We start from the raw sequence: 23,924 nt of genomic DNA, 5'->3' as shown, positions 1-23,924 counted from the left end.
TGCGCCGAGCGCACTGTCAAATGAGTGGAATGCGCTGTGGCCAGGGCATTCGCCCGCTTTGATCGCTGATCAAGCGTTGCGCAGCGGTTATCCCTCCCGGGGCCTTCGGGGCGGGAGGGAGCCGCGTGCCGCACATCACGTCGGTGCCGTCCCGCCCTCGGCGGGATCAGCGGGCCAGACGGCCGAGCAACGAGGAGGCCGCGGTGATGCCGAGGGCGGCGGCGACCGCCAGCACCGCGAAGTCGAGGCCTAGATGCGCGGGTGTGCCGAGCAACAGGCCGCGCAGGGCGTCGACCTGGTAGCTCAGGGGGTTGATCTTGCTGACCACCTGCAGCCAGCCGGGCATGATCGCCACAGGGTAGAGGGCGTTGGAGGCGAAGAACAGCGGCATGGTGATCGCCTGCCCGATGCCCATCAGCCGGTCGCGGCTGAGGACGATGCCCGCGATGCTCATCGACAGGCAGGAGAAGAAGGCGGAGGCGAGGACGACGGCCAGCCCCACCCCGAGCAGCTTCAGCGGGTTCCAGGTGAGGGAGACCCCGAGGATGGCGGCGATGACGATCACCACGACGGCCTGGATCAGGGACTTCACCCCGGCCGCGAAGGCCTTGCCGGTGATGAGGGCGGAGCGCGGGGTCGGGGTGACGAGGAGTTTGTTGAGGACGCCGGCGTCGCGCTCCCAGATGATCTGGATGCCGTAGAAGATGGCGATGAACATCGCGGACTGGGCGATGATGCCGGGCGCCAGGTAGTCGACGTAGGGGATGCCGCCGGTGGGTATCGCCTTGATCCGGGTGAAGGTCTGGCCGAAGATCAGCAGCCAGAGGGCGGGCTGGATCGCCCGGGTGTAGAGCTCGGTGCGGTCGTGGCGGAGCTTCTGGAGTTCCACGGCGCACATGGCGACGACCCGGGCGGGCAGCAGCCGCCAGCCGGAGCGCGGCTGGGGCGGGGTCAGCAGCAGGGACACCGGTCCGGTGCGCTCAGCCGACGCGGTGCGCGGTGCGGCGGGTGCTTCGGACATCGCGGAAACCTCCTGACTGCTCGTCGAGGCCGCTGCCGGCCACGTCGCGGAAGACGTCTTCGAGGGTGGGCAGGGTCTCGGTGCCCTGGCGTTCGGCGAGGCCCTGCCGGAGCTCGGTGGGGGTGCCGAGGGCGCGGATGCGGCCGCGGTGCATCAGGCCGACCCGGTGGCAGTGCTGATCGGCCTCGTCCATGTAGTGGGTGGTGACCAGGACGGTCATACCGGTGGCTTCGCGTACGGCGTTGATCTGGTCCCACACGCTGGTGCGGGCGATCGGGTCGAGGCCGATGGTGGGCTCGTCGAGAATCAGCAGCCGGGGCGCGCTGACCAGCGCCTGGGCCAGTTCGAGGCGGCGGATCATGCCGCCGGAGTAGGTGCCGGCGAGCCGGTCGGCGGCGTCGGTGAGGTCGACGGCGGCCAGCGCCTGCGCGACCCGTTCGGCGCGTTCGCGCCGGGAGACGTCGAAGACGCGGGCGAACAGGGCGACGTTCTCGCGTCCGGTGAGCCCGCTGTCGGCGGACAGCTGCTGCGGGACGTAGCCGAGCAGCCGGCGGACGGCCATCCGTTCCCGGCCGGAGTCGTGGCCGAAGACGCGGACCATGCCGGCGGGGACGGGGAGCAGGGTGGTGATGCAGCGGATGGCGGTGGTCTTGCCGGCGCCGTTGGGGCCGAGCAGTCCGAAGACCTCGCCCTCGCCGACGGTCAGGTCGAGCCCGTCCACGGCCCGGGTCTCCCCGAAGGAGTAGGCAAGCCCGGTGCAGTCGACGGCGGGGGTGTCCGGCGTCATGTTTCCTCAGCCTCCTCGTGCAGGGCGACGGCCAGTCTGCGCAGTGCGGGAAGCGCCGCTCTCAGCGCTTCCCGATCGGCCTCGTCGAGCCGGGAGACCTGGCCGGCGACGAGTTCGGAGCGGCGCCGGCGCCAGTCGGCGAGGCGCTGGGCGGCGGAGTCGGTCAGCAGCAGCCGGGCGGCCCGCCGGTCGGCCGGGTCCGTCTCCCGAAGCAGGTATCCGTCCTTGACCAGCCGGTTGACCAGCGTCGACACCGAGTTGCCCGCCAGGTACAGCTCCTTGGCCGCGTCCGAGATGCCGATCCCGGGCCGCGATTCGACCAGGCGCAGCAGCTCCACCTCGGCGCCGCGCAGCCGGGGCAACGGGCGCCCGCGCCGCAGCCGGCGGCGGATCAGCCGCTGGATGCCGACCAGCGCGTCGGCCAGTTCTTCCGGAAAGGTCTCCGATTCCACACCCCGAATATTACCTCTGCTACAGAGGTATCGCCCCCAAGGGAGGGTCAAGGAGCGATACGCGGGCGGACCGGACGGGCGGACCAAATGAGATGCATCTCACCTTTTCGAGTGAATTGTTTCGCTATGTCCGTCCCGGGGCATCCGGAGGGCAGTGCTTCGGACCGGAGGCACCCGCGTGGGAGCCGGCTTTCGCCGGTCGCCCCGTGTCCTCCCCAGGGTCCGAGCGCGTTCCTCCCACGGTGTCCGTCCACCAGCACCCGCTGAGGGAGGTGCGCGCCCATGGGTGCCACCTGCAAACCCACGTCCCATCCGCACGACGACGCTCCGGACACGGCCGAGGGCTTCGCCCGGCTGGCCGGGCTGCCCGAGGGCCCGCGGCGCCGGGCGCTGCGGGACGAGCTGGTCGAACTCTGGCTGCCCATGGCCGAGCGGATCGCGATCCGCTTCCGCGGCCGTGGCGAGACCCTGGAGGATCTCTACCAGGTCGCCGCGCTGGGACTGGTGAAGGCCGTCGACCGCTACGACCCGGCCCGCGGCCGCGCCTTCGAGGCGTACGCCGTGCCGACGATCACCGGTGAGATCAAGCGCCACTTCCGGGACCACATGTGGACCCTGCACGTCCCCCGCCGGGTCCAGGAGCTGCGCAACCGGGTCCGGGCCGCCCTGAAGGAACTGGGCCAGACGACCCCGGGCCACACGGCCACCGTCGCCGAGATCGCCGAGCGGGCGCAGCTCACCGAGAGCGAGGTGCGCACCGGCATGGAGGCCCTGGACTGCTTCTCGGCGCTGTCCCTGGACGCCGAGGTGCCCGGCGGCGAGGGTTACGCGCTCTGCGACACCCTGGGCGACACCGACTCCGGTTACGACCTGGTCGTCGACCGCACCGCCGTCCGGCCCTGTCTCGCGGGCCTGCCCGAGCGCGACCGGCTCATCCTCTATCTGCGGTTCTTCCGCGGTATGACGCAGAGCCGCATCGCCGAGCAGCTGGGCATCTCGCAGATGCATGTGTCCCGGCTGCTCAGCACCTGCTTCGACCGGCTGCGCGAGGAGCTGCTGGCCGAGGCCGGCTGAGGCTCACCCGACGGGCGGCGCGCCGGGGATCTGGGTGGGGCCGTAGCGCTCCAGCGCCTCCCCCAGCTCCGTGCGGATCTCGTCCGGCATGTCCCCGGTGCGCCCCCAGACCAGGATCAGCTCCGCGACGTTGCGCAGCTTGATGTTGGTGTGCTGGGAGACCTCCTTGAGCACCTCCCAGCCCTCGTCGGGCGTGACCCGGCCGAGCGCGACCACCATCCCGATGGCCTGGTCCACCACGGCATGGGAGGCGACGGCTTCCTTGAGCTGGTCGACCTCGTCCTGAAGGTGGAGGATCCGGTCCGGCTCGCTCTCGCCCATCCCCCCATCGTGTCACTCGAATGACCTCCTGCCACCGGGGTACTCGCCAGGCGTTCCTGCCGCTTCCGGTTGGAGACTGGTGTCAGGCCGGTCCCCCACGCCGGCCCCGACACCAGGACGCGAGTGCCATGAACAACGACACGCCTCCCCCCGGTCCCGTGCCCAAGAAGCGAGAGGTCGTCTCCACGCACTCGGTCTTCGGGGCTCCGTGCTGGGTGAGCCTGACCAGCCGCGACCTCCAGACGACCGAGGAGTTCTACAGCGCCGTGCTCGGCTGGCGATGGCGCAGCGTCCGGCTCGGGGACCACTTCCGGATCGCGCTGGCGGACGGGGTGCCGGTGGCGGGCATCGCCGCGGTCGCCTCGATGTGGCAGATGGCGGTGGCCTGGACACCGTACTTCGCCGTCCAGGACGCGGACGAGGCCGTCGCCCGGGCCCGCGAGCGCGGCGGTACCCCGGCGGTGGGGCCGCTCTCCTTCCCGCCCGGCCGGGCGGCGCTGATCGCCGACCGGGACGGCGCCGTCTTCGGTATCTGGGAGGGCGAGCTGGTCTCCAACTGGGAGATCTGGCGCCGGGCCGCCCCGACCTTCATCCGGCTGCACACCCGCAACGCCTTCGACTCGGCGATCTTCTACGGCGAGGTGCTCGGCTGGGCCTCCGACCGGCGGGGCTGCTGCGAGGTCGAGTACGAGGGCGGCGAGGTCGTGCTGCGCAGCCGCGGTGACGCCGTGGCGCGGATCGACTCCGGTGCGGTGGAGGCGGCCCCGGATCCGTCGGTACGGCCGCACTGGCAGATCCACTTCGCGGTCAGCGACATCGAGGAGTGCGCCCGCACGGCCGAGAAGCACGGCGGCAGCGTCCTGAGCGAGAAGGACACGGAGGCGATCCTGCGCGACCCGGACGGGGCGCAGTTCACGGTGATGACGCGCCCTGTCGGCTAGGCGGGCGGGGTCCGGGGCGTCCGGCCGCGAGGCGGCGGAGGACGCCCTGCCGGACCCCGCGTCGGCGGCAGCGGACCCCGCGTCCGCCGCACGATCCGCCGGACGGCCCCGGGCTCCCGCTAGTTCCCGCCCTCCTCGCGGGACGGCCGGGTCAGCACCACCATGCTGCGGGCCTCGACGCGCAGCCTGGTGCCCGCCTTGTGTTCGCGTTCGTCGGGGATGCCGTCGGGGTCGGCGGTGTCGATGAGGGTCGTCCAGTGGTCGCCGTAGGAGTCGTCGGGCAGCCGGAAGTCGACCGGTTCCCAGTGGCTGTTGAGCAGCAGCAGGAACGAGTCGTCGATCAGGCGCCGGCCGTAGGGGTCCCGTTCGGCGATGGCGTCGCCGTTGAGGAAGACGCCGACCGAGTGGGCGTCGGGGCGCTGCCAGTCCCGGTCGGTCATCTCGCGGGCGTCGGGCAGCAGCCAGACCAGGTCGGGCAGCGGCTGCCCGGGGTGCACGGCGGTCTCGCCGCGGAAGTACCGGCGCCGGCGCAGCACGGGATGGGCGGCGCGCAGTGCGATGACGTACCGGGTGAAGTCCGTGAGGGCCCGCTGTTCCCCGGTCAGTTCCCAGTCGGTCCAGGAGACCTCGTTGTCCTGGCAGTAGGCGTTGTTGTTGCCGCCCTGGGTGCGGCCGAATTCGTCGCCGTGGCCGAGCATCGGGATGCCCTGCGAGAGCAGCAGCGTGCCGAGGAAGTTGCGCTGCTGGCGGGCCCGGAGTTCGAGGACGCCGGGGTCGGTGGTCTCGCCCTCTGCGCCGCAGTTCCAGGACCGGTTGTGGCTCTCGCCGTCCCGGTTGCCCTCGCCGTTGGCCTGGTTGTGCTTGTCGTTGTACGACACCAGGTCGCGCAGGGTGAAGCCGTCGTGCGCGGTGACGAAGTTGACGCTCGCCCGCGGCAGCCGCCTGCTGTGCTGGTACAGGTCGGAGGAGCCGGTCAGCCGGGAGGCGAACTCGCCGAGCGAACCCGGCTCGGCCCGCCAGAAGTCCCGTACGGCGTCCCGGTACTTGCCGTTCCACTCCGACCACAGCGGCGGGAAGTTTCCGACCTGGTAGCCGCCCTCCCCCACGTCCCAGGGTTCGGCGATGAGCTTGACCCGGCTGATCACCGGGTCCTGCTGGATCAGGTCGAAGAACGCCGAGAGCCGGTCCACCTCGTGGAACTGCCGCGCCAGCGTGGCCGCGAGGTCGAAGCGGAAGCCGTCGACATGCATCTCGGTCACCCAGTACCGCAGCGAGTCCATGATCAGCTGGAGTACGTGGGGATGCCGCATCAGCAGGCTGTTCCCGGTGCCGGTGGTGTCGTAGTAGTGCGCCCAGTCGCCGTCGACGAGGCGGTAGTAGGACGCGTTGTCGATGCCACGGAAGGACAGCGTGGGCCCCATCTCGTTGCCCTCGGCGGTGTGGTTGTAGACCACGTCGAGGATGACTTCGAGGCCGGCCGCGTGCAGCGCCTTCACCATCGCCTTGAACTCGTTGACCTGCTGGCCCCGGGTGCCGAAGGCGCCGTAGGCGTTGTGCGGGGCGAAGAAGCCGATGGTGTTGTAGCCCCAGTAGTTGGACAGGCCCCGGTCCTGCAGCACCCCGTCCTGCACGAACTGGTGGACCGGCATCAGCTCGACCGCCGTGACGCCCAGCGAGGTCAGGTGGTCCAGGACCGCCGGGTGCGCGAGACCGGCGTAGCTGCCCCTGAGCCGTTCGGGTACCTCCGGATGGGTGGCGGTGAGGCCGCGGACATGCGCCTCGTAGATCACCGAGTCGGCGTACGGCCGCCGGGGCGGGCGGTCGTCGCCCCAGTCGAAGTACGGGTCGGTGACCACGCCGAGCATGGAGTGCCCCGAGCTGTCGGCCGGTGACGGCCCGCCGGGGGTGCGCTCGTAGAGGGAGGCGTGGTTGTCGATCTGGCCGTCGACCGCCCGGGCGTACGGGTCCAGGAGCAGCTTCGCGGGATTGCAGCGGTGGCCGAGGGACGGGTCCCAGGGGCCGGTCACCCGGTAGCCGTAGCGCTGCCCGGGACCGATCCCGGGCAGGTAGGCGTGCCAGACGAAGCCGTCGGCCTCGTTCAGCGGCACCGGCCGCTGGGTCCCGGCGTCGTTCACCAGGACCAGTTCGACGTGCTCGGCGACCTCGCTGAACAGGGCGAAGTTGGTGCCCTGTCCGTCGAAGGAGGCGCCCAACGGGTAGGGGTGCCCGCTCCACACGGGCACCCCTTTCCAGGATTTCCTCGCCGTCACCGGGCGCCCTCCAGGACGCCGTCGGCGGCCGCGGCCAATCGGGCGACGGGCTCGGTGCGGGGCACCCGGAGCGTGCGGCGCAGGCGCGGCTCCGGTCCGGTCGGGACCAGCGGGACACGCTCGCCGGACCGGGCCCGCTGCGAGAACCAGATGATCTTGCTGCCGGTGTCCGAGGCACAGCAGCCCCAGCCGTCGCTCATGGCGGCGATGTGCGCCAGACACGAGCGAAGGTCCTGGTCCGGACGCAGATCGCGGTCGTCGTCGCCGATCGCGGTGATGAGGTGCTGGCCGTTCCACCACATCTCGATGGACGTGTGCTTGTCCGTGGCGTGCTGATCGATGGCGCGCAGCAGCAGTTCCGCGCCGCCGCAGACCGGGTCCACGAGGTTGTCGAGGTCCCAGTAGCGGAGATGTGCGGCCAGTATGCGGCTGACCTGTCCCACCCGTTCCGGGCTGACCTCCACGTCGAGGTGGTAGTAGCAGGGCACTGCGGTCTTCATTGTCGCTAGCTCCTCACCCGCGAAGCTCCCGCTCCCCCAACCCCTCCGGAAATCGGTTCCGGACGCGCAGCGTGAGCGCTGATCGCTCCTGAGTCACCTTCACTGTGGGGGCGCTACGCCATTCGTGCAACACGAGAGCCGCACGGGGTGGTTGAAGATCCAACAAGACGCTCGGTCATCGGACATGCACCATGAGTGAAAGCCTCGATTCGCCGTAACGGCTCCGTGCCTCTCCGTGCCCGGACGCTCCCCCGAACACCGGGGACACGTGCCCACTCGAGAGCGTCGGAAGGAAAGACACGGCCATGCTGCTACCCGCGAAGGCCGAGGTGGCCCGGCAGCTGCGGCGCTACCGGGCGTGGGAGCGCGTCATGCTCGCCTCGCCGCACGACCGCGAGGTGCGGTCCACCTTCGAGGACTCGGGCTACACGCTGTGCGTCCTGATGGGCAAGCGCTGCGCCCGGGAGGCGGTGGACGCGGCCGAGCGCTATCTGCGCACCAGCCTCGTCACCTATGTGCGGGAACAGTCGGAACGGCCCCAGCTGAGCGGAAAGATCCGGCCGGGCCCGCCCGTGGACCGGCGTTCCGCGCGGCAGTGACACCGCAGGCGGACCCCGCGGGAAGACACCGGTCTTCCGGCGCACTACGGACCGCGGAGCCGGGCCCGGCTCCGCGCACGGCGGAGGTGAGACCCATGAAGACGACGGAGGCCATCGGCCGCGTTCCGGTGCGTGACGTCCGGCCGGCCGTGGAGGGCGGCGGGCGTCCGGCGAAGGCGGTCCCCGGCGAGACCTTCCAGGTCACCGCCACCGTCTTCCGTGAGGGTCATGACGCCGTCGGCGCCGACGTGGTGCTGTGCGACCCCGCGGGCCGCCGCGGCCCGTGGACGCCGATGCGGGAACTGGTCCCGGGCACCGACCGCTGGGGCGCCGAGGTCACCCCGGACGCGCCGGGCCGCTGGACCTTCCACGTGGAGGCCTGGAGCGACCCGCTCACCACCTGGCTGCGGCACGCCCGGATCAAGATCCCGGCGGGCATCGACACCGGCCTGGTCCTGGAGGAGGGCGCCGAGCTGTACGAGCGCGCGGCGGCCGGAGTCCCCGCGGGACCGGACCGCGAGCGGGTACTGGCGGCGGCCCGGGCCCTGGGCGACGACTCCCGCCCCGTGCACACCCGGCTGGCCCGGGCGCTGGCCCCCGAGGTGGACGAGATCCTGGCCCGGCATCCGCTGCGGGAGCTGGTCACCGCCTCCGAGCCGCTGCCGCTGCTCGTCGAGCGCGAGCGCGCCCTGTACGGCTCCTGGTACGAGTTCTTCCCGCGGTCGGAGGGGACACCTGAGCGGCCGCACGGCACGTTCCGCACGGCGGCCCGCCGGCTGAAGCCGATCGCGGACATGGGCTTCGACGTCGTCTACCTGCCACCGATCCACCCCATCGGAACCACCTTCCGCAAGGGCCGCAACAACACCCTCACCCCGGATCCGCAGGACGTGGGCGTGCCCTGGGCCATCGGTTCCCCCGAGGGCGGGCACGACGCCATCCATCCGGACCTGGGGACGCTCGCGGACTTCCGGTGGTTCGTGTCGGAGGCGGGCCGCCACGGCCTGGAGATCGCGCTGGACTTCGCGTTGCAGTGCTCGCCGGACCATCCCTGGGTGGAGAAGCACCCGGAGTGGTTCCACCACCGGCCCGACGGCACCATCGCCTACGCCGAGAACCCGCCGAAGAAGTACCAGGACATCTACCCCATCGCCTTCGACGCCGACCTGGACGGCCTGATCGCCGAGACGGTCCGGGTGCTGCGGCACTGGATGTCCTGCGGGGTGCGGATCTTCCGCGTCGACAACCCGCACACCAAACCGGTGGTGTTCTGGGAGCGGGTCATCGCCGAGATCAACACGGCCGACCCGGACGTGATCTTCCTCGCCGAGGCGTTCACCCGCCCCGCGATGATGCACACCCTCGCCCAGATCGGCTTCCAGCAGTCGTACACGTACTTCACCTGGCGCAACACCAAGCAGGAACTCACCGAGTACCTCACGGAGTTGTCCGGCGAGTCGGCCGCCTGGATGCGGCCGAACTTCTTCGCGAACACGCCGGACATCCTGCACGCCTACCTCCAGCACGGCGGCCGCCCCGCCTTCGAGGCCCGCGCCGTGCTCGCCGCCACCCTCTCCCCCACCTGGGGCATCTACAGCGGCTACGAACTCTGCGAGAACACCCCGCTCAGGGAAGGCGGCGAGGAGTACCTCGACTCCGAGAAGTACCAGCTCAAGCCCCGCGACTGGGCACAGGCCGAGACGACCGGGATCGCCCCCCTCATCACCCGCCTCAACACCCTCCGCCGCCGCCACCCCGCGCTCCAGCAGCTGCGCAATCTGACCTTCCATCACACGGACAACGACTCCGTCATCGCGTACAGCAAGCGCACCGGGTCGGACACGGTTCTGGTGGTCGTCAACCTCGACCCCCACCACACCCAGGAGGCCACGGTCTCGTTGGACATGCCGCGACTCGGCCTGGACTGGAACTCCGTCCTGTCCGTGCGGGACGAACTGACGGGTGAGGCCTACGCATGGGGCAGGACCACCTATGTGCGCCTCACCCCCGGCCGGACTCCGGCGCATGTGCTCCAGGTAGAGCGACCGACCCCAGCGAACGGAGGACCCAGCGCGTCATGACTGTCAACGACCCCGTCCCGGACACCTTCGAGGACACACCTGCCAAGGACCGGGATCCCGACTGGTTCAAACGCGCCGTCTTCTACGAGGTCCTGGTCCGCTCCTTCCACGACAGCGACGGCGACGGCATCGGCGACCTCAAGGGCCTGACCGCCAAGCTCGACTACCTGCAGTGGCTCGGCGTCGACTGCCTCTGGCTGCCCCCGTTCTTCAAGTCGCCGCTGCGGGACGGTGGTTACGACGTCGCGGACTACACGTCCGTGCTGCCCGAGTTCGGTGACCTCGCCGACTTCGTGGAGTTCGTCGACGCCGCCCACCAGCGCGGCATGCGCGTCATCATCGACTTCGTCATGAACCACACCAGCGACCAGCACCCCTGGTTCCAGGAGTCCCGCAAGAACCCCGACGGGCCGTACGGCGACTACTACATGTGGGCCGACGACGACAAGCAGTACCAGGACGCGCGGATCATCTTCGTCGACACCGAGGTCTCCAACTGGACCTTCGATCCCGTACGCGGGCAGTACTACTTCCACCGCTTCTTCTCCCACCAGCCGGACCTCAACTACGAGAACCCGGCGGTGCAGGAGGAGGTCCTGGCGGCTCTGCGGTTCTGGCTGGACCTGGGCATCGACGGGTTCCGGCTGGACGCGGTGCCGTATCTGTACGCGGAGGAGGGCACCAACTGCGAGAACCTGCCGCCCACCCATGAGTTCCTCAGGCGGGTCCGCAAGGAGATCGACGCGATGTACCCGGACGTGGTGCTGCTGGCGGAGGCGAACCAGTGGCCGGAGGACGTCGTCGACTACTTCGGCGACTACGCCAAGGGCGGGGACGAGTGCCACATGGCGTTCCACTTCCCCGTGATGCCAAGGATCTTCATGGCCGTACGGAGGGAGTCCCGCTACCCGGTCTCGGAAATCCTCGCCAAGACCCCCGCGATCCCGTCCGGCTGCCAGTGGGGCATCTTCCTGCGCAACCACGACGAGCTGACCCTGGAGATGGTCACCGACGAGGAACGCGACTACATGTGGGCCGAGTACGCCAAGGACCCACGGATGCGCGCCAACATCGGCATCCGCCGCCGCCTCGCCCCCCTCCTCGACAACGACCGCAACCAGATCGAACTCTTCACCGCCCTGCTGCTCTCCCTGCCCGGCTCGCCGATCCTCTACTACGGCGACGAGATCGGCATGGGCGACAACATCTGGCTCGGCGACCGCGACGCCGTCCGCACCCCCATGCAGTGGACGCCGGACCGCAACGCCGGCTTCTCGACCTGCGACCCGGGGCGGCTGTACCTGCCGACCATCATGGATCCCGTCTACGGCTACCAGGTCACCAACGTCGAGGCGTCCATGTCGTCGCCGTCCTCGCTGCTGCACTGGACCCGCCGCATGATCGAGATCCGCAAGCAGAACCCCGCTTTCGGGCTGGGGACGTTCACGGAGCTGCAGTCCTCCAATCCGGCGGTGATCGCGTTCCTGCGGGAGGCTCCCCTGTCAGGGGAAGAAGGGGACGACCTGGTCCTGTGCGTGCACAACTTCTCGCGGTTCGCGCAGCCGACGGAACTCGATCTGCGGATGTACGACGGCCGGCATCCGGTCGAGCTGATCGGCGGCGTGCGCTTCCCCGCGATCGGTGAACTGCCGTATCTGCTCACCCTCGCGGGGCACGGCTTCTACTGGTTCCGGCTCTCCCGGGCCGCCTCCCGCATCGGCAGTCGGAGCTGAGCGTGCGGAATCCAGCGTGCCGAGCCGAGGAAAGGACGCCTCACCATGACGAAGACCGTTGACCTCCCCCGACTGCCGGGGCGGAGCACGGCGGCGGGCCTCGACCGGCCGCCGGCCTCGCTGGCCTCGCTGGGCGGGATGCTGCGCGACTGGCTGCCCCGGCAGCGCTGGTTCGCGGGCAAGGACCGGCCCGTCACGGAGCTGTCCGTGCTGTCCCTGACCGAGCTCTTCCCCGGCTGTCTGCATCTGCTCGTCCACGCCGACCACTCCGACGGCGGCGGCTCCTCGCCGTCGGGTGACTGCTACCAACTCCTGCTCTCGGTACGCGAACAGCGCACGCCCCGGCTGGAGCGGGCGTACATAGGCCGGGCCGAGGAGGGTCCGCTGGCCGGGCTCGCGGTCTACGACGCCCTGCACGACCCCGACGCGGCCAGGATGCTCCTGGAGCGGCTGCGGATGCCCGGCACCGCGGGCCCGCTGCACTTCGAGGCCGCCCCGGATGCCCGGATACCCGGCGGACTCGCGCCCCGGCTGCTGGACGCCGAGCAGTCCAACTCCTCGCTGGTGTACGGCGACTCCTACATTCTCAAGGTGTTCCGGCGGATCCAGCCGGGCATCAACCCGGACCTGGAGGTGCCGGGGGCGCTGGCCGCGCAGGGCTGTGCCCGGGTGCCCGCGCCGGTGGCCTGGTTCCGCACCACCGAGCCCATCCCGGCAACCCTCGGGGTGCTGCAGCCCTTCCTGCCGGACGCGGCCGACGGCTGGACCCTCGCCCTGCGCGCGCTCGCGCAGGGGGACGACTTCGCCACCGAGGCGCACGAGCTGGGCCGGGCCACCGCCGAGGTGCATCTCGCGCTCGCCGCCGCGTTCCCGTCCGCCGTCCGCGACGAACACGGCCGGACCGCCGAGGCGATGTCGGTACGGCTGGCCGCGGCCGCGCACGCGGTGCCTGCGCTGCGGCCGTTCGTGCCGGGGCTGCGGGGCGCGTTCGACGCGCTCGCCACCTGTGCCGCGGGGCCGCTCGCCCAGCGCGTCCACGGCGATCTGCATCTCGGCCAGGTGCTGCGGGCGGACCGGGAGTGGTTCGTGATCGACTTCGAGGGCGAGCCGTCCCGGCCGCTCGCCGAGCGGCGCGGCAACCAGTCCCCGGTGCGGGACGTGGCCGGCATGCTGCGGTCCTTCGACTACGCGGCCCGGCAGCGCCGTCCCTGGCGCCCGGAGTGGGCCAGCCGCTGCCGGGAGGCGTACTGCGCGGGATACGCTGCGCGGGCCGGCTGGGATCCGCGCAAGAAACACGCGCTGCTGCGTGCCCATGAGACGGACCGCGCGGTGTACGAGGTGGTGTACGAGGCCCGGCACCGGCCGGCCTGGCTTCCGGTTCCGATGGCCGCGATCGAGCGGCTCGCCCGCTGGGGAGGCTGACCTGATGGCCCTGCGTGACTCTTCGCTCCCCGAGCCCTCGGGTCCCTCCCGTCCCACGGCTCCGCCCCTGGACCCCGGCGACCGCGGGCGGCTGCTGGCGGGCGCCCACCACGATCCGCACGCCCTGCTCGGCGCCCACCGCGTGGACGGCGGCGTCCTCTTCCGCGCGCTGCGCCCGCAGGCCCGTGCCGTGAGCGTGCTGGCCGACGGGGTGCGCAGCCCCTTGGCGCCGGAGGACGACGGGCTGTTCGCGGCCGTGCTGCCGTACGCCGAGGTCCCCTCGTACACCTTCCTCGTCGCGTACGGGGACGGCGAGCAGGAGGTGCACGACCCGTACCGCTTCCTGCCCGCGCTGGGTGAGCTGGACCTGCATCTGATCCGGGAGGGGCGGCACGAGCAGCTGTGGAAGGCGCTCGGTGCGGAGCCGATGACCCTGGACGGGGTGGCCGGGACCCGGTTCACGGTGTGGGCGCCGAACGCCCAGGGGGTGCGGGTGGCCGGGGACTTCACCTGCTGGGACGGCACGCAGTACCCGATGCGCTCACTGGGCGCCGCCGGGGTGTGGGAGCTGTTCCTCCCGGGGGTGGGCGAGGGGGCCCGCTACAAGTTCGAGATCACGTCCCGGTACGGCGGCCGGTTCCTCAAGGCCGACCCGATGGCGCGGCGCACGGAGGTGCCGCCGGCGACCGCGTCGATCGTGGCGGTGTCCCGGTACGAGTGGAGCGACGCGGAGTGGATGGCGCACCGGGGTGACACCCCGGTGCACGAGGCGCCGTTCTCGGTGTACGAGGTGCATCTGCCGTCCTGGCGTCCGGGCCTGACCTACCGCGAGCTGGCGGAGGAGCTGCCCGCGTACGCCGGCGACCTCGGTTTCACGCACGTCGAGTTCATGCCGGTCGCCGAGCATCCGTTCGGCGGCTCCTGGGGCTACCAGGTCACCGGCTTCTACGCGCCGACCTCCCGGCTCGGCACCCCGGACGACCTCAAGTACCTGATCGACGCCCTGCACCGGGCCGGCCTCGGCGTGATCATGGACTGGGTGCCGGCCCACTTCCCCAAGGACGACTGGGCGCTGGCCCGCTTCGACGGGGACCCGCTGTACGAGCCCGGGGACGAGCGGCGGGCCGAGCATCCGGACTGGGGGACCTACGAGTTCGACCTGGGCCGGGTGGAGGTGCGCAACTTCCTGGTCGCCAACGCGGTGTACTGGTGCGAGGAGTTCCACATCGACGGGCTGCGGGTGGACGCGGTCGCCTCGATGCTCTACCTGGACTACTCGCGGGACTCCGGGCAGTGGACGCCGAATGTCTTCGGCGGGCGCGAGGACCTGGACGCGGTGGCGTTCCTGCAGGAGATGAACGCGACCGTGTACCGGCGGGCGCCGGGTGTGGTGACCATCGCCGAGGAGTCCACGGCGTGGGGCGGGGTGACCCGGCCGACGGACAGCGGCGGCCTGGGGTTCGGGCTGAAGTGGAACATGGGGTGGATGCACGACTCGCTGGAGTACATGGCGCACGAGCCGGTGCACCGCAAGTACCACCACGACGAGATGACGTTCTCGATGGTCTACGCGTACAGCGAGAACTACGTCCTGCCCATCTCCCACGACGAGGTCGTGCACGGCAAGCGCTCGCTGGTCTCGAAGATGCCCGGGGACTGGTGGCAGCAACGCGCCAATCACCGCGCCTATCTGGGCTTCATGTGGGCCCATCCCGGCAAACAACTGCTCTTCATGGGTCAGGAGTTCGCCCAGGGCGGTGAGTGGTCGGAGGCCGACGGCCCGGACTGGTGGCTGCTCGACCCCGGGTACGGCGCCGAGGCCGACCACCGGGGTGTCCGGGATCTGGTCCGCGATCTCAACTCCGTCTACCGCACCCGCCCGGCCCTGTGGCAGCGCGACACCGATCCGGCGGGCTTCCAGTGGGTCCTCGGGGACGCGGCCGAGGACAACGTCTTCGCCTTTCTGCGGTTCGATGCCGAGGCCCGGCCCCTGCTGGCGGTCTCCAACCTCTCCCCCGTGGTCCGTCCCGGCTACCGGCTGGGCGTGCCCAAGGGGGCGCCCGTCTGGCAGGAGATCCTCAACACGGACAGCGCGCGCTACGGCGGCGGGGACGTCGTCGGCCGGGGACCACTGCTGGCCGACGACGGCGTTCTCCGGCTGACGCTGCCGCCGCTCGCCACGGTGTGGCTGGAGCCCGTCGTCCCCTAGCCCGCCGACGGCACCGGAACGTGTTTCCGCGCCCGGGTCCGGGCAGTCCGGGATGAAAGACCCCGCCGCGCCCGGTCGCGGCCCGGCCGGAGGGCGGTCTCCAGTGCTGCGTACCGTCGGAGTGGAGGAAGAGGTCCTGCTGGTCCACCCGGACACCGGGGAGCCGATGCCCGGGTCGGCGGCCGTCGTCGACCGTGCGGCCCGGGACGATCCCGGGCAGGTGGTGTTCCAGAAGGAGCTGTTCGGGCAGATGCTGGAGCTCGCCACCACTCCGCAGCGGGACATGACGGACCTGGGCGCCGAGATCCTGCGCTGCCGCAAGGAGGCGGCGCGGCTCGCCGGTGAGATCGGCTGCGCGGTCGCGGCGCTCGCCACCTGCCCGTTGCCGGTCACCCCCGCGCTCAGCGCGCACGAGCGGTACCGGTGGATGGCCGGGCGGTTCGGGACCGCCACGCTGGACCAGTTCGTCTGCGGCTGCCATGTGCATGTGGCGGTGGAGTCCGCCGAGGAGGGCGTCGCCGTCCTGGACCGGCTGCGGCCCTGGCTGGCGGTACTGCGGGCGCTCAGCGCCAACTCGCCGTTCTGGCAGGGCCGGGACTCCGGTTACGCCAGCTACCGCAGCCGGCTGTGGGCGCGCGGCCCGTCGGCGGGGCCGACCGAGCTGTTCGGGTCGGCCGAGGGGTACCGGCGGCGGGTCGCGGACATGGTGGCCAGCGAGGTCATCCTCGACGCGGGGATGGTGTACTTCGACGCCCGGCTGTCCGTGCGCTACCCGACGGTGGAGATCAGGGTGGCGGACGTGTGCCTGCGGGCCGACACCACCGTCCTCGTGGCCACGCTGGCCCGCGCCCTGGTGGAGACGGCCGCCCGGGACTGGCGGGCGGGCCGGCCGCCGCTCGACCACAGCGTGAGCATGCTCCGGCTGGCGTCCTGGCAGGCCGCCCGCTCCGGGCTGGACCAGGAGCTGCTCGATCCCGCGACCATGCGGCCGCGGCCCGCGGTCGACGTGGTGCGCGCGCTGGTGGCGCACACGGCGGAGGCGCTCGCCGACAGCGGAGACGCGCGCCTCGTCGAGGAGGCCGTCGCACAGCTGCTGCACAGGGGTACCGGCGCCCGCGAGCAGCGGGGGTTCCTGGAGCGCACCGGCAGCCTGCGGGACGTCGTCGTCGCGTGTGTGCGCCGTACCCAGGGCTGACCTCTTGTCATCAGGTGGAAACGAGTTGACCGTTCCCGACACGGGCCGTGCTCACCTGGGCTAGATTCGACCCGCGTCGACAACAGTACCGATCGGGAGGGTCACCCTCCGTACATCCAGGAGCAGTGCATGCGCGACTACGCCCTCGCTCCGACGACCGCTTCGACCCTGACCGGCGGGCTCGCCGACAGCGTCTTCGAGACGGCGGACCGGAACCCCACCCTGCCGGTGCTGGCGCGCCGGCCCGAGGGCGCCCCCGCGGGCTGGGAGGAGATCACCGCGGTCGAACTGCGGGACGAGGTGGTCGATCTGGCCAAGGGCCTGATCGCATCGGGGATCTCGCCGGGACACCGGGTGGCCGTGATGGCGCGGACCCGCTACGAGTGGACGGTCCTGTGCCTCGCCCTCTGGTCGGTGGGGGCCGAGGTCGTCCCGATCCATCCGACGTCCTCCCGGGACCAGGTCGAGTGGATCCTGCGGGACGCCCGCTGCGTGGCCGTGGTGGTCGAGGACGACAAGGCGGTGATGACCGTCGGCACCGTCTGCGAGAGCCTGCCCGGGCTCAGACACGTGTGGCAGCTGGACGCGGGGGCCCTGCCCGAGCTGGTGGAGAAGGGCCTGTACGTCCCGCTGACCACGGTGGAGTCGCTGCGCCGGATCGTGATGCCGGACTCGACCGCGGCCATCACCTACACCTCCGGCACCTCGGGCCGCCCGCTGGGCTGCGCGCTGAGCCACCGCGGTCTTGCGTACCCGTGCGACACCCTGCTCGCGGGCTGGGGGCACACCGCCGCGCGCCCGGGCGAACAGGCCTCCGTGCTGGCCTACCTGCCGTTCTCGCACGTGTACGGCCTGATGGTGATGGTGCTGTGCCTGCGCGGCGGGATCCTGATGGCCCACGAGCCGGAGATGTCCGAGAACGCGCTGGCCGCGGCGCTGGGCACCTTCCGGCCGACCTATCTGTACGCCGTGCCGTCGGTGCTGGAGAAGCTGTACAAGACGTTCCTGCGCACCGCGCAGCAGCACGGCCGGGGGGTCCTGTTCGAGCGGGCCGCGGAGACCGCGCGGGACTTCGCCGCCGCCCAGGAACGGCAGCGGCTGGGCACCGGGGCGGGCCCGGGCTTCGACCTCAGGCTGCAACACGCCCTGTACGAGCGGACGGTGTACCGCAAGCTGCGCGGGGCGCTCGGCGGCCGGGTGCTGCGGGCCACCTCGGGCGGCTCCTCGCTCAGCCGTGAACTGACCCTGTTCTACGAGGGCATCGGGATGTACGTCCACGACGGCTACGGCCTGACCGAGTCCAGCGGCGGGATCACCATGCAGCCGCTGGGCCGGGAGAAGTCGGGGACGGTGGGCCAGGCCCTGCCGGGCACCCAGATCCAGGTGGCCGACGACGGCGAGATCCTGGTGCGCGGGCCGTCCGTGTTCCAGGGGTACGTCGGTGACGACTACGCGACCCGGGCCGCGCTGCGCGGCGGCTGGCTGGCCACCGGGGACATCGGGCGGCTCGACTCCGAGGGCTATCTGACCATCACGGGCCGCAAGAAGGACATCATCATCACCAGCAGCGGCAAGAGCGTGGCCCCGGCCCCGCTGGAGCAGCGGCTGCGGATGCATCCGCTCGTGCACCAGGCGGTGGTCGTCGGCGACGACCGGCCCTGTGTGGGCGCGCTGATCACCCTGGACCCGGACTTCCTGGCCCACTGGCGCGGCGGCCTGGCGGTCTCGGGCGACTCGCCCGGGCGGGAGGCCCGGGAGGAGAACGCGCTGCGCGAGGAGATCGCCCGGGCCATCGCCTCCGCCAACAGCGTGGTGTCCCGCTCCGAGTCGATCCGGGTCTACCGGGTGCTCCAGGAACCGTTCGCCCCGGGCAACGGGATGCTGACGCCGTCGATGAAGCTGCGCCGGGACGCGATAGCGGGGCACTACGCCGCCGAGATCGACGCCATGTACCAGGCCCGCTCGCACGCGGTCCGCCGGCCGGGCCCGCCCGACCCGGCCGACTGGGACGACTCGGACAACGTGTTCCGCTGAGCGGATCAGGGGTATCGGGCCGGTCGCTGGGAACTCGTCGCGGTGAGAGCCGATGAGCGACGACGACAGCCCACGGCGCGCGGACGACCAGCGCCCACGCACCCGGACCGGGGAAGGCGAGATGGCGACCGGGCCACGACGGGGCAGACCACCGGTGGAGGAGACCTTCGAGCGTACGGTCGCCTTCCCGGGCGAGCTGCGCAATGTGACCGGCGCCCGGCTCGCCGCCGACGGCTACCTCGCCGACCTCGCCCGGGCCGCGCCGCCCACCGTCCCCGAGAGCTGGGACGACATCCTGCTGGTCGTGACGGAGCTGGCCGCCAATGTGGTCCAGTACGCGCCGGGGCCCTTCGAGCTGCGGATGCGCCGCACGTACGACGGTGTGCATGTCACCGTGCACGACAGCAGCCGGGTGCGGCCCGAGCCACGGCCGTTCCATCCGCAGCGGGGCGGGGGCGGTGTCGGCTGGCACCTGCTGCACACGCTGTGCGACCAGGTCAGCGTGGTCCTCACCGACGACGGCAAGGACGTCCACGCCTTCCTGCCCTGGTGAGCGCCGGGCACGGTCACGCGGGCCGGTGCGCGACCACCCCGAACATCGTCACCGACATGTGCAGCGCGCCCTGCTCGGCGGCCTCGGCGAGTTCGGTGTACAGGGCGTCCCGGCGCTCCTCGGTGAGGCCTCCGGTGCGGACCGCGGACTCGCCGAGCATGCGGATCACCGGCCAGGCGACCGAGCGGTGGTCCTGGAGCAGGGCCTGCGAGCCGCGGTCGTCGACCACGAACCCGGCGGTGCTGAGCTGTCCGACGAGCCGGCGGCCCGAGCAGGGGTTGGCGCCGTTGAGGACGGCCGAGGTGAGGGCGCGCACCACCTCCGGGTCGCCGGGGTGCAGGATCGTGGTCCCCCAGTCGGTGTCCAGGAGCGCCACCCGGCCGCCGGGGCGCAGCACCCGGGCCATCTCGGAGACCGCCTTGCCTGGCTCGGGGAGGTGCTGCAGCACCCGCTCGCACCAGACGACGTCCACCGAGCCGTCGGGCAGCGGCAGGGCGAGCGCGTCGCCCTCCGTGTAGCGGACCCGGCTGTCCGCGGAGCGCTCCTCGGCGACCGCGCGCAGCCCCGGGTTGGGCTCGATGCCGATCGCGACCCCGTCCAAGCCGACGGCGGCGGCCAGCACCCGGGTCTGCGAGCCGGTTCCGGAGCCGATGTCGAGGACGCGCTCGCCGGGCCGGACCGCCAGCGCCTCCTCGGCCCAGGCGCGCAGCCGTCGTACGCCCGGATTGGCGTCCTGGCTGTCCAGGGCACCCACCAGCGGGGCCACGCGGTCGGGGTCGATGTGCCGCTTCTGGAAGCCCGTTCCGGGCTGGGTCTGCGCCATGGCGCGCACTCTACTGGCGTAGGTGATCGCCGCGGGCGGCCTCGAACCGGACGCGAGTCCGCCGCATATCTGTGCGACACCCGGTTTCTGAGGGCGTTCCAGGGGCATGCTGGAGCCCACGCGTTCGTCTGGCTGCGCCGCCCGGCTGGCGGAACGGCTTCGGGCACGGTGGGATCGATGTGGTGCGAGGCAAGCGTTCCGGGGCATGCGAACGGCGTCGAGCCGGACGGCCCGGAGCAGCGGAAAGGGATGGACACCGTGACACGACCCAGGATCCTGGTGGTGGGCGCTGGCTTCGCCGGAGTGGGGTGCGTGCGCCGGCTGGAGCGCAGGCTCGCCCCCGACGAGGCCGACCTCACCCTGGTGTCGCCGACCTCCTACCAGCTCTATCTGCCCTTGCTGCCGCAGGTCGCCTCGGGTGTGCTGACGCCGCAGTCGATCGCCGTCTCGCTGCGCCGCAGCAAGCGGTACCGCACCCGGATCATCCCGGGCGGCGCGATCGGCGTGGACCTGAAGTCCAAGGTGTGCGTGGTCCGCTCCATAACCGACCAGCTCGTCAACGAGCGGTACGACTACATCGTGCTGGCCCCGGGCAGTGTCACCCGCACCTTCGACATCCCCGGTCTCACCGAGCACGCCTTCGGGATGAAGACCCTGGCCGAGGCCGCCTACATCCGCGACCACGTGATCTCCCAGCTCGACCTGGCCGACGCCAGCGACGACCCGGCCGAACGGGCCGCGCGGCTGCAGTTCGTGGTGGTCGGCGGCGGCTACGCGGGCACCGAGACGGCGGCCTGTCTGCAGAAGCTCACCCATGCCGCGCTCCACCGCTATCCGAACCTCGACCCGAAGCTGATCAAGTGGCATCTGATCGACATCGCCCCGAAGCTGATGCCGGAGCTCGGGGACAAACTCGGCCGCAGCGCCCAGGAGATCCTGGCCCGGCGCGGCATCGACGTCTCCCTGGGGGTGTCGATCGAGAAGGCGGGACCCGAGGAAGTCACCTTCACCGACGGGCGGGTGGTGCCCACCCACACGCTGATCTGGACGGCCGGGGTGGTCGCCAGCCCGCTGATCGCCACCCTGGGCGCGGAGACGGTCCGCGGGCGCCTCGCGGTGAACGCCGAGATGACCCTGCCCGGCCACGACGGGGTGTTCGCGCTCGGCGACGCGGCCGCCGTACCGGACAAGGCGAAGGACGAGGCGGGCGCGGTCTGCCCGCCGACCGCGCAGCACGCCATGCGGCAGGGCAAGGCGGTCGCCGACAACGTCATCGCGACCCTGCGGGGCGAACCGCTCCACCCGTACGTGCACAGGGACCTGGGGCTGGTGGTGGACCTCGGCGGCAAGGACGCGGTGTCCAAGCCGCTCGGCATCGAACTGCGCGGGGTGGCCGCCCAGGCGGTGGCCCGCGGCTACCACTGGTCGGCGCTGCGCACCAACGTGGCCAAGACCCGGGTCGCGACCAACTGGCTGCTGAACGCGCTCGCGGGTGACGACTTCGTCCGTACGGGCTTCCAGGCCCGCAAGCCCGCCCGGCTCAAGGACTTCGAGTACACGGACACCTATCTGACCCCGGAGCAGGTCCGGGCGCGCGCCGAGGGCCCCGCCGGCCCGACCGCGTGACGCAGAGCGCGGCGGAGTGAGCGCGGCGGGCCGGCCGGCGTGGGCGGAGGTCAGGGGGCGGCTCGCCGCGGCCGACCCCGGGCTGCTCCGCTTCACCGCCGGGCTGCGCACGGTCACCTCGATCGCCCTCACCCTGGCCGTCCTCGCGGCACTGCGGGCCGACGTGTCGCATCTGGTGGCCGGAGCGATCACGGCGATGGTCGCCACCTTCGCGATCCGGGAGAAGCAGGCCCGCGCCCAGGCCGTCACGCTCGCCCTCGGTCTGCCGGTGGCGCTGGCCTCCATGTCGCTGGGCGCGCTGCTCAACTCCCGGATCGTGATCGGCGACCTGTTCTTCGTGGCGCTCATCTTCAGCGCGGTCTACGGCCGTCGCTTCGGCGACCGGGGCACGGCGCTGGGCCTGATCGGCTTCCAGATCTACTTCGCCTCGCTGTTCGTGCACGCGACCCTGACCGCGCTGCCGGGTCTGTACGTGACGATCGCGGTGGCCTTCGGCAGCGCGGCGGTGGCGCGTTTCGTGCTCGTACGGCAGACAGCCGCAGGCATCCTCGACCGGCTGCGGCGGGCGTTCCGGGCCCGGTTCGGGCAACTGGTCTCCGCGCAGGCCGAGTTGCTCGACGCCGGGCCGGAGGAGCTGGACAGGACGGTGGAGGAGGTCCGGGTCAGGACGGCCCGGCTGCACGAGACGGCGCTGCTGATCCAGGGGCGGCTCGCGGACGGCACCTCCGACGAGGCGGTGGCCCGGCTGGTGCAGCGCCGGATCGCGGACGCCGAGATCGCCGCCGAGCGGCTCGGGCTACTGCTGCTCACCGCCCGCAGCGCGCGGCGGGCGGACACGCTCACCCTGCATCTGCCGGGCGCCCCGCTGCCGTCGGCCGCCCGGGAGCCGGTGCGGGACGAGGCGATGGAGCGGCTGCGGCTGGATCTGGAGGCGCTGCGGCTGCTGGGGCTGCGGCCGGCCGGCCCGGAGGCGGGGACCGCGCTGTCCGGGCTGCGCAACCGGCTCCTCGGCTACCGCGAGGAGGAGAACCTGCCGCCCGCCTCCCCGGCCGTCCAGGACGTCTTCCGGGGCATCGGCGAGGCGGCGCGGGCGGTGCTGGGGCTGCGGATCGCGCTGGACGGGCCGCAGGACGAGTCCGACGACACCCCGGCGACCTCCCGGTCCCGCGAGGAACTGGACGCCGAGGACGCGGCGATCGAGGGCACCGAGGAGCGGGACGGGAAGTCCGAGGAGGAGACCGGGCTGCACCGGCCCACCACCCGGGCGGCGGTGCAGGTGGCGGTCGGCTCGGCGCTGGCCATGGTCGGCGGCGAGTTCCTGTCCGCGCAGCGCTGGTACTGGGCGGTGCTGACCTGCTGGATCGTGTTCATCAACACCGCGTCCACCGGCGAGATCCTGGTGAAGGGCTACCGGCGGCTGCTCGGCACGGTCCTCGGGGTGGTGGCCGGCATCGGGCTCGCGGGCCTGGTCGGGCACCACACCTGGACGGCGTTCGGGCTGGTGCTGCTCTTCATCTTCGCGATGTTCTACTCGGCGCCGCTGTCGTACACCCTGATGTCGTTCTTCGTGACGGCGATGCTGGGCCTGCTGTACACGCTGCTGAACACCTACAGCCTGGACGTCCTGGTGCTGCGGATCGCGGAGACGGCGCTCGGCGCGGTGTGCGGGGTCATCGCGGCGGCGGTGGTGCTGCCGGTGCACACCGACCGCCGTACCGACGAACTGCTCGTCGAGACGCTGGACCGGCTGGCCGACGTGACCCGGGCCGCCGCCGACCAGTTGAGCGGGGCGGCACCGGTCGACCTGGTGGAGAAGGCCCGTGACCTGGACCAGGCGCTGGCCGATCTGCGGGCGGCCGTGCAGCCGCTGACGCATCCCATCACCCCGCTGCGCTCCCGCCGGGACACCGCGCGCTATGTGGTGGCGCTCCTGGAGACCTGCGCCTACCACGCGCGGTCCCTCGCGGCGACGGCGGAGCTGCTGCCCACCCATCCGGCGATCGCGGCGGATCCCCGGCTGCGCGGGGCGGGCCGGCGGATCGTGCACAACATCGAGGCGATCAGCGCCCAGGTGGCCGGCCGGCGCCCCGTCCCCGAGATCGAGACCGGCCCCAGCATCGCGGCGATGCTGCAGCCCGGCACGCTGGGCGCCCCGCGCTACGGCCGGGTGACCGACCGGGTGCTGCGCCATCTGCAGCGCCTCGACGAGGCGGTGACCGGCCTGGCCCGTCCGTTGAAGGTACCGGTCGGGGCACGCGCCGCCTGACGGTGCGTCACCGCGGC

At 71.9% G+C, this 23,924-nt stretch carries 19 protein-coding genes; 12 read left to right on the top strand and 7 right to left on the bottom strand.

All coding sequences use genetic code 11. The features are described 5' to 3' along the window. Nucleotides 1–166 precede the first annotated feature (166 nt). From ACGFZS_RS19990 to ACGFZS_RS19980, 3 genes are read right to left on the bottom strand one after another with little or no spacing between them, the layout of a single operon-like run. The gene (locus ACGFZS_RS19990; protein ID WP_365682041.1) at nt 167–1,021 is read right to left on the bottom strand and encodes an ABC transporter permease; all 855 of its coding nucleotides are present in this window, start codon (nt 1,019–1,021) and stop codon (nt 167–169) included. Continuing rightward, on the bottom strand, nt 981–1,808 hold the full coding sequence (locus ACGFZS_RS19985) for an ATP-binding cassette domain-containing protein (RefSeq protein WP_365682043.1): 828 nt from the start codon (nt 1,806–1,808) through the stop codon (nt 981–983). Before ACGFZS_RS19985 ends, ACGFZS_RS19990 begins: the two co-directional genes overlap by 41 nt. Next, nucleotides 1,805–2,260 (bottom strand): MarR family winged helix-turn-helix transcriptional regulator, encoded by a 456-nt coding sequence (locus ACGFZS_RS19980; protein ID WP_393796216.1) that lies wholly within the window; start codon nt 2,258–2,260, stop codon nt 1,805–1,807. The genes ACGFZS_RS19985 and ACGFZS_RS19980 overlap by 4 nt, the downstream gene beginning before the upstream one ends. 282 nt (nt 2,261–2,542) lie before the next feature. Between ACGFZS_RS19980 and ACGFZS_RS19975 the strand changes: the two genes are divergently transcribed. After that, the gene (locus tag ACGFZS_RS19975; protein ID WP_393796215.1) at nt 2,543–3,334 is read left to right on the top strand and encodes an RNA polymerase sigma factor SigF; all 792 of its coding nucleotides are present in this window, start codon (nt 2,543–2,545) and stop codon (nt 3,332–3,334) included. Between the two features lie 3 nt (nt 3,335–3,337). Here the strand turns inward: ACGFZS_RS19975 and ACGFZS_RS19970 are convergent, their stop codons facing one another. Then, nucleotides 3,338–3,655 (bottom strand): ANTAR domain-containing protein, encoded by a 318-nt coding sequence (locus ACGFZS_RS19970; RefSeq protein WP_365682049.1) that lies wholly within the window; start codon nt 3,653–3,655, stop codon nt 3,338–3,340. 128 nt (nt 3,656–3,783) lie between these two features. On the opposite strand from ACGFZS_RS19970, the gene ACGFZS_RS19965 reads away from it, so the two are divergent. Further along, on the top strand, nt 3,784–4,596 hold the full coding sequence (locus ACGFZS_RS19965) for a VOC family protein (protein WP_393796214.1): 813 nt from the start codon (nt 3,784–3,786) through the stop codon (nt 4,594–4,596). A gap of 119 nt (nt 4,597–4,715) precedes the next feature. Here the strand turns inward: ACGFZS_RS19965 and glgX are convergent, their stop codons facing one another. Continuing rightward, complete coding sequence (gene glgX, locus ACGFZS_RS19960; protein WP_393796213.1) at nt 4,716–6,839, bottom strand: glycogen debranching protein GlgX; 2,124 nt, start codon at nt 6,837–6,839, stop codon at nt 4,716–4,718. A 23-nt stretch (nt 6,840–6,862) separates the two neighbouring features. Then, a complete protein-coding gene (locus tag ACGFZS_RS19955; RefSeq protein WP_393547668.1) occupies nt 6,863–7,366 on the bottom strand; it encodes a pep a2 in 504 nt (167 codons plus the stop codon). Nucleotides 7,367–7,671: 305 nt separating this feature from the next. On the opposite strand from ACGFZS_RS19955, the gene ACGFZS_RS19950 reads away from it, so the two are divergent. The 8 genes from ACGFZS_RS19950 (at nt 7,672) to ACGFZS_RS19915 (ending at nt 19,192) form a co-directional block, all read left to right on the top strand. After that, complete coding sequence (locus ACGFZS_RS19950; RefSeq protein WP_393668072.1) at nt 7,672–7,965, top strand: DUF5133 domain-containing protein; 294 nt, start codon at nt 7,672–7,674, stop codon at nt 7,963–7,965. A 95-nt stretch (nt 7,966–8,060) separates the two neighbouring features. Continuing rightward, nucleotides 8,061–10,046 (top strand): alpha-1,4-glucan--maltose-1-phosphate maltosyltransferase, encoded by a 1,986-nt coding sequence (locus ACGFZS_RS19945; protein ID WP_393796212.1) that lies wholly within the window; start codon nt 8,061–8,063, stop codon nt 10,044–10,046. Continuing rightward, nucleotides 10,043–11,779, top strand: a complete 1,737-nt coding sequence (gene treS, locus ACGFZS_RS19940) for a maltose alpha-D-glucosyltransferase (protein WP_393796211.1) — start codon at nt 10,043–10,045, stop codon at nt 11,777–11,779. The genes ACGFZS_RS19945 and treS overlap by 4 nt, the downstream gene beginning before the upstream one ends. A gap of 45 nt (nt 11,780–11,824) precedes the next feature. After that, entirely contained in the window at nt 11,825–13,201 is a 1,377-nt protein-coding gene (locus ACGFZS_RS19935; protein ID WP_393796210.1) for a maltokinase, read from the top strand. Nucleotides 13,202–13,205: 4 nt separating this feature from the next. Continuing rightward, entirely contained in the window at nt 13,206–15,410 is a 2,205-nt protein-coding gene (gene glgB / locus ACGFZS_RS19930; RefSeq protein ID WP_393796209.1) for a 1,4-alpha-glucan branching enzyme, read from the top strand. Between the two features lie 106 nt (nt 15,411–15,516). Further along, a complete protein-coding gene (locus ACGFZS_RS19925; RefSeq protein WP_393666746.1) occupies nt 15,517–16,605 on the top strand; it encodes a glutamate--cysteine ligase in 1,089 nt (362 codons plus the stop codon). Between the two features lie 129 nt (nt 16,606–16,734). Further along, nucleotides 16,735–18,639 carry an AMP-dependent synthetase/ligase gene (locus tag ACGFZS_RS19920; protein ID WP_393796208.1) on the top strand — a complete coding sequence of 635 codons (1,905 nt, stop codon included), beginning with the start codon at nt 16,735–16,737 and terminating at the stop codon, nt 18,637–18,639. Nucleotides 18,640–18,760: 121 nt separating this feature from the next. Next, nucleotides 18,761–19,192, top strand: coding sequence for an ATP-binding protein (locus ACGFZS_RS19915; protein ID WP_365690969.1), 432 nt, complete (start codon nt 18,761–18,763; stop codon nt 19,190–19,192). Between the two features lie 13 nt (nt 19,193–19,205). Here ACGFZS_RS19915 and ACGFZS_RS19910 read toward each other — a convergent pair whose 3' ends face one another. Further along, nucleotides 19,206–20,015 carry a methyltransferase domain-containing protein gene (locus ACGFZS_RS19910; RefSeq protein ID WP_393796207.1) on the bottom strand — a complete coding sequence of 270 codons (810 nt, stop codon included), beginning with the start codon at nt 20,013–20,015 and terminating at the stop codon, nt 19,206–19,208. Between the two features lie 249 nt (nt 20,016–20,264). Between ACGFZS_RS19910 and ACGFZS_RS19905 the strand changes: the two genes are divergently transcribed. Beyond that, the gene (locus ACGFZS_RS19905; protein ID WP_393796206.1) at nt 20,265–21,641 is read left to right on the top strand and encodes an NAD(P)/FAD-dependent oxidoreductase; all 1,377 of its coding nucleotides are present in this window, start codon (nt 20,265–20,267) and stop codon (nt 21,639–21,641) included. 16 nt (nt 21,642–21,657) lie between these two features. Then, the gene (locus ACGFZS_RS19900) at nt 21,658–23,907 is read left to right on the top strand and encodes an FUSC family protein (RefSeq protein WP_393796205.1); all 2,250 of its coding nucleotides are present in this window, start codon (nt 21,658–21,660) and stop codon (nt 23,905–23,907) included. Nucleotides 23,908–23,924: the final 17 nt, after the last annotated feature.

Origin of the sequence: Streptomyces sp. NPDC048288 (genome assembly GCF_043201555.1) — a bacterium.
GTDB lineage: Bacteria > Actinomycetota > Actinomycetes > Streptomycetales > Streptomycetaceae > Streptomyces.
The sequence above is the reverse complement of the archived record's forward strand: the minus strand, read 5'-3'. Positions and strand labels throughout refer to the sequence as shown.

Coding starts and splice junctions, on each gene's coding strand:
- ACGFZS_RS19990 (WP_365682041.1), bottom strand. CDS start 1,021: ATGTCCGAAGCACCCGCCGCACCGCGCACCGCGTCGGCTGAGCGCACC.
- ACGFZS_RS19975 (WP_393796215.1), top strand. CDS start 2,543: ATGGGTGCCACCTGCAAACCCACGTCCCATCCGCACGACGACGCTCCG.
- ACGFZS_RS19920 (WP_393796208.1), top strand. CDS start 16,735: ATGCGCGACTACGCCCTCGCTCCGACGACCGCTTCGACCCTGACCGGC.
- ACGFZS_RS19915 (WP_365690969.1), top strand. CDS start 18,761: ATGGCGACCGGGCCACGACGGGGCAGACCACCGGTGGAGGAGACCTTC.
- ACGFZS_RS19955 (WP_393547668.1), bottom strand. CDS start 7,366: ATGAAGACCGCAGTGCCCTGCTACTACCACCTCGACGTGGAGGTCAGC.
- ACGFZS_RS19985 (WP_365682043.1), bottom strand. CDS start 1,808: ATGACGCCGGACACCCCCGCCGTCGACTGCACCGGGCTTGCCTACTCC.
- ACGFZS_RS19950 (WP_393668072.1), top strand. CDS start 7,672: ATGCTGCTACCCGCGAAGGCCGAGGTGGCCCGGCAGCTGCGGCGCTAC.
- ACGFZS_RS19910 (WP_393796207.1), bottom strand. CDS start 20,015: ATGGCGCAGACCCAGCCCGGAACGGGCTTCCAGAAGCGGCACATCGAC.
- treS (WP_393796211.1), top strand. CDS start 10,043: ATGACTGTCAACGACCCCGTCCCGGACACCTTCGAGGACACACCTGCC.
- ACGFZS_RS19935 (WP_393796210.1), top strand. CDS start 11,825: ATGACGAAGACCGTTGACCTCCCCCGACTGCCGGGGCGGAGCACGGCG.
- glgB (WP_393796209.1), top strand. CDS start 13,206: ATGGCCCTGCGTGACTCTTCGCTCCCCGAGCCCTCGGGTCCCTCCCGT.
- ACGFZS_RS19965 (WP_393796214.1), top strand. CDS start 3,784: ATGAACAACGACACGCCTCCCCCCGGTCCCGTGCCCAAGAAGCGAGAG.
- ACGFZS_RS19905 (WP_393796206.1), top strand. CDS start 20,265: ATGGACACCGTGACACGACCCAGGATCCTGGTGGTGGGCGCTGGCTTC.
- ACGFZS_RS19970 (WP_365682049.1), bottom strand. CDS start 3,655: ATGGGCGAGAGCGAGCCGGACCGGATCCTCCACCTTCAGGACGAGGTC.
- ACGFZS_RS19945 (WP_393796212.1), top strand. CDS start 8,061: ATGAAGACGACGGAGGCCATCGGCCGCGTTCCGGTGCGTGACGTCCGG.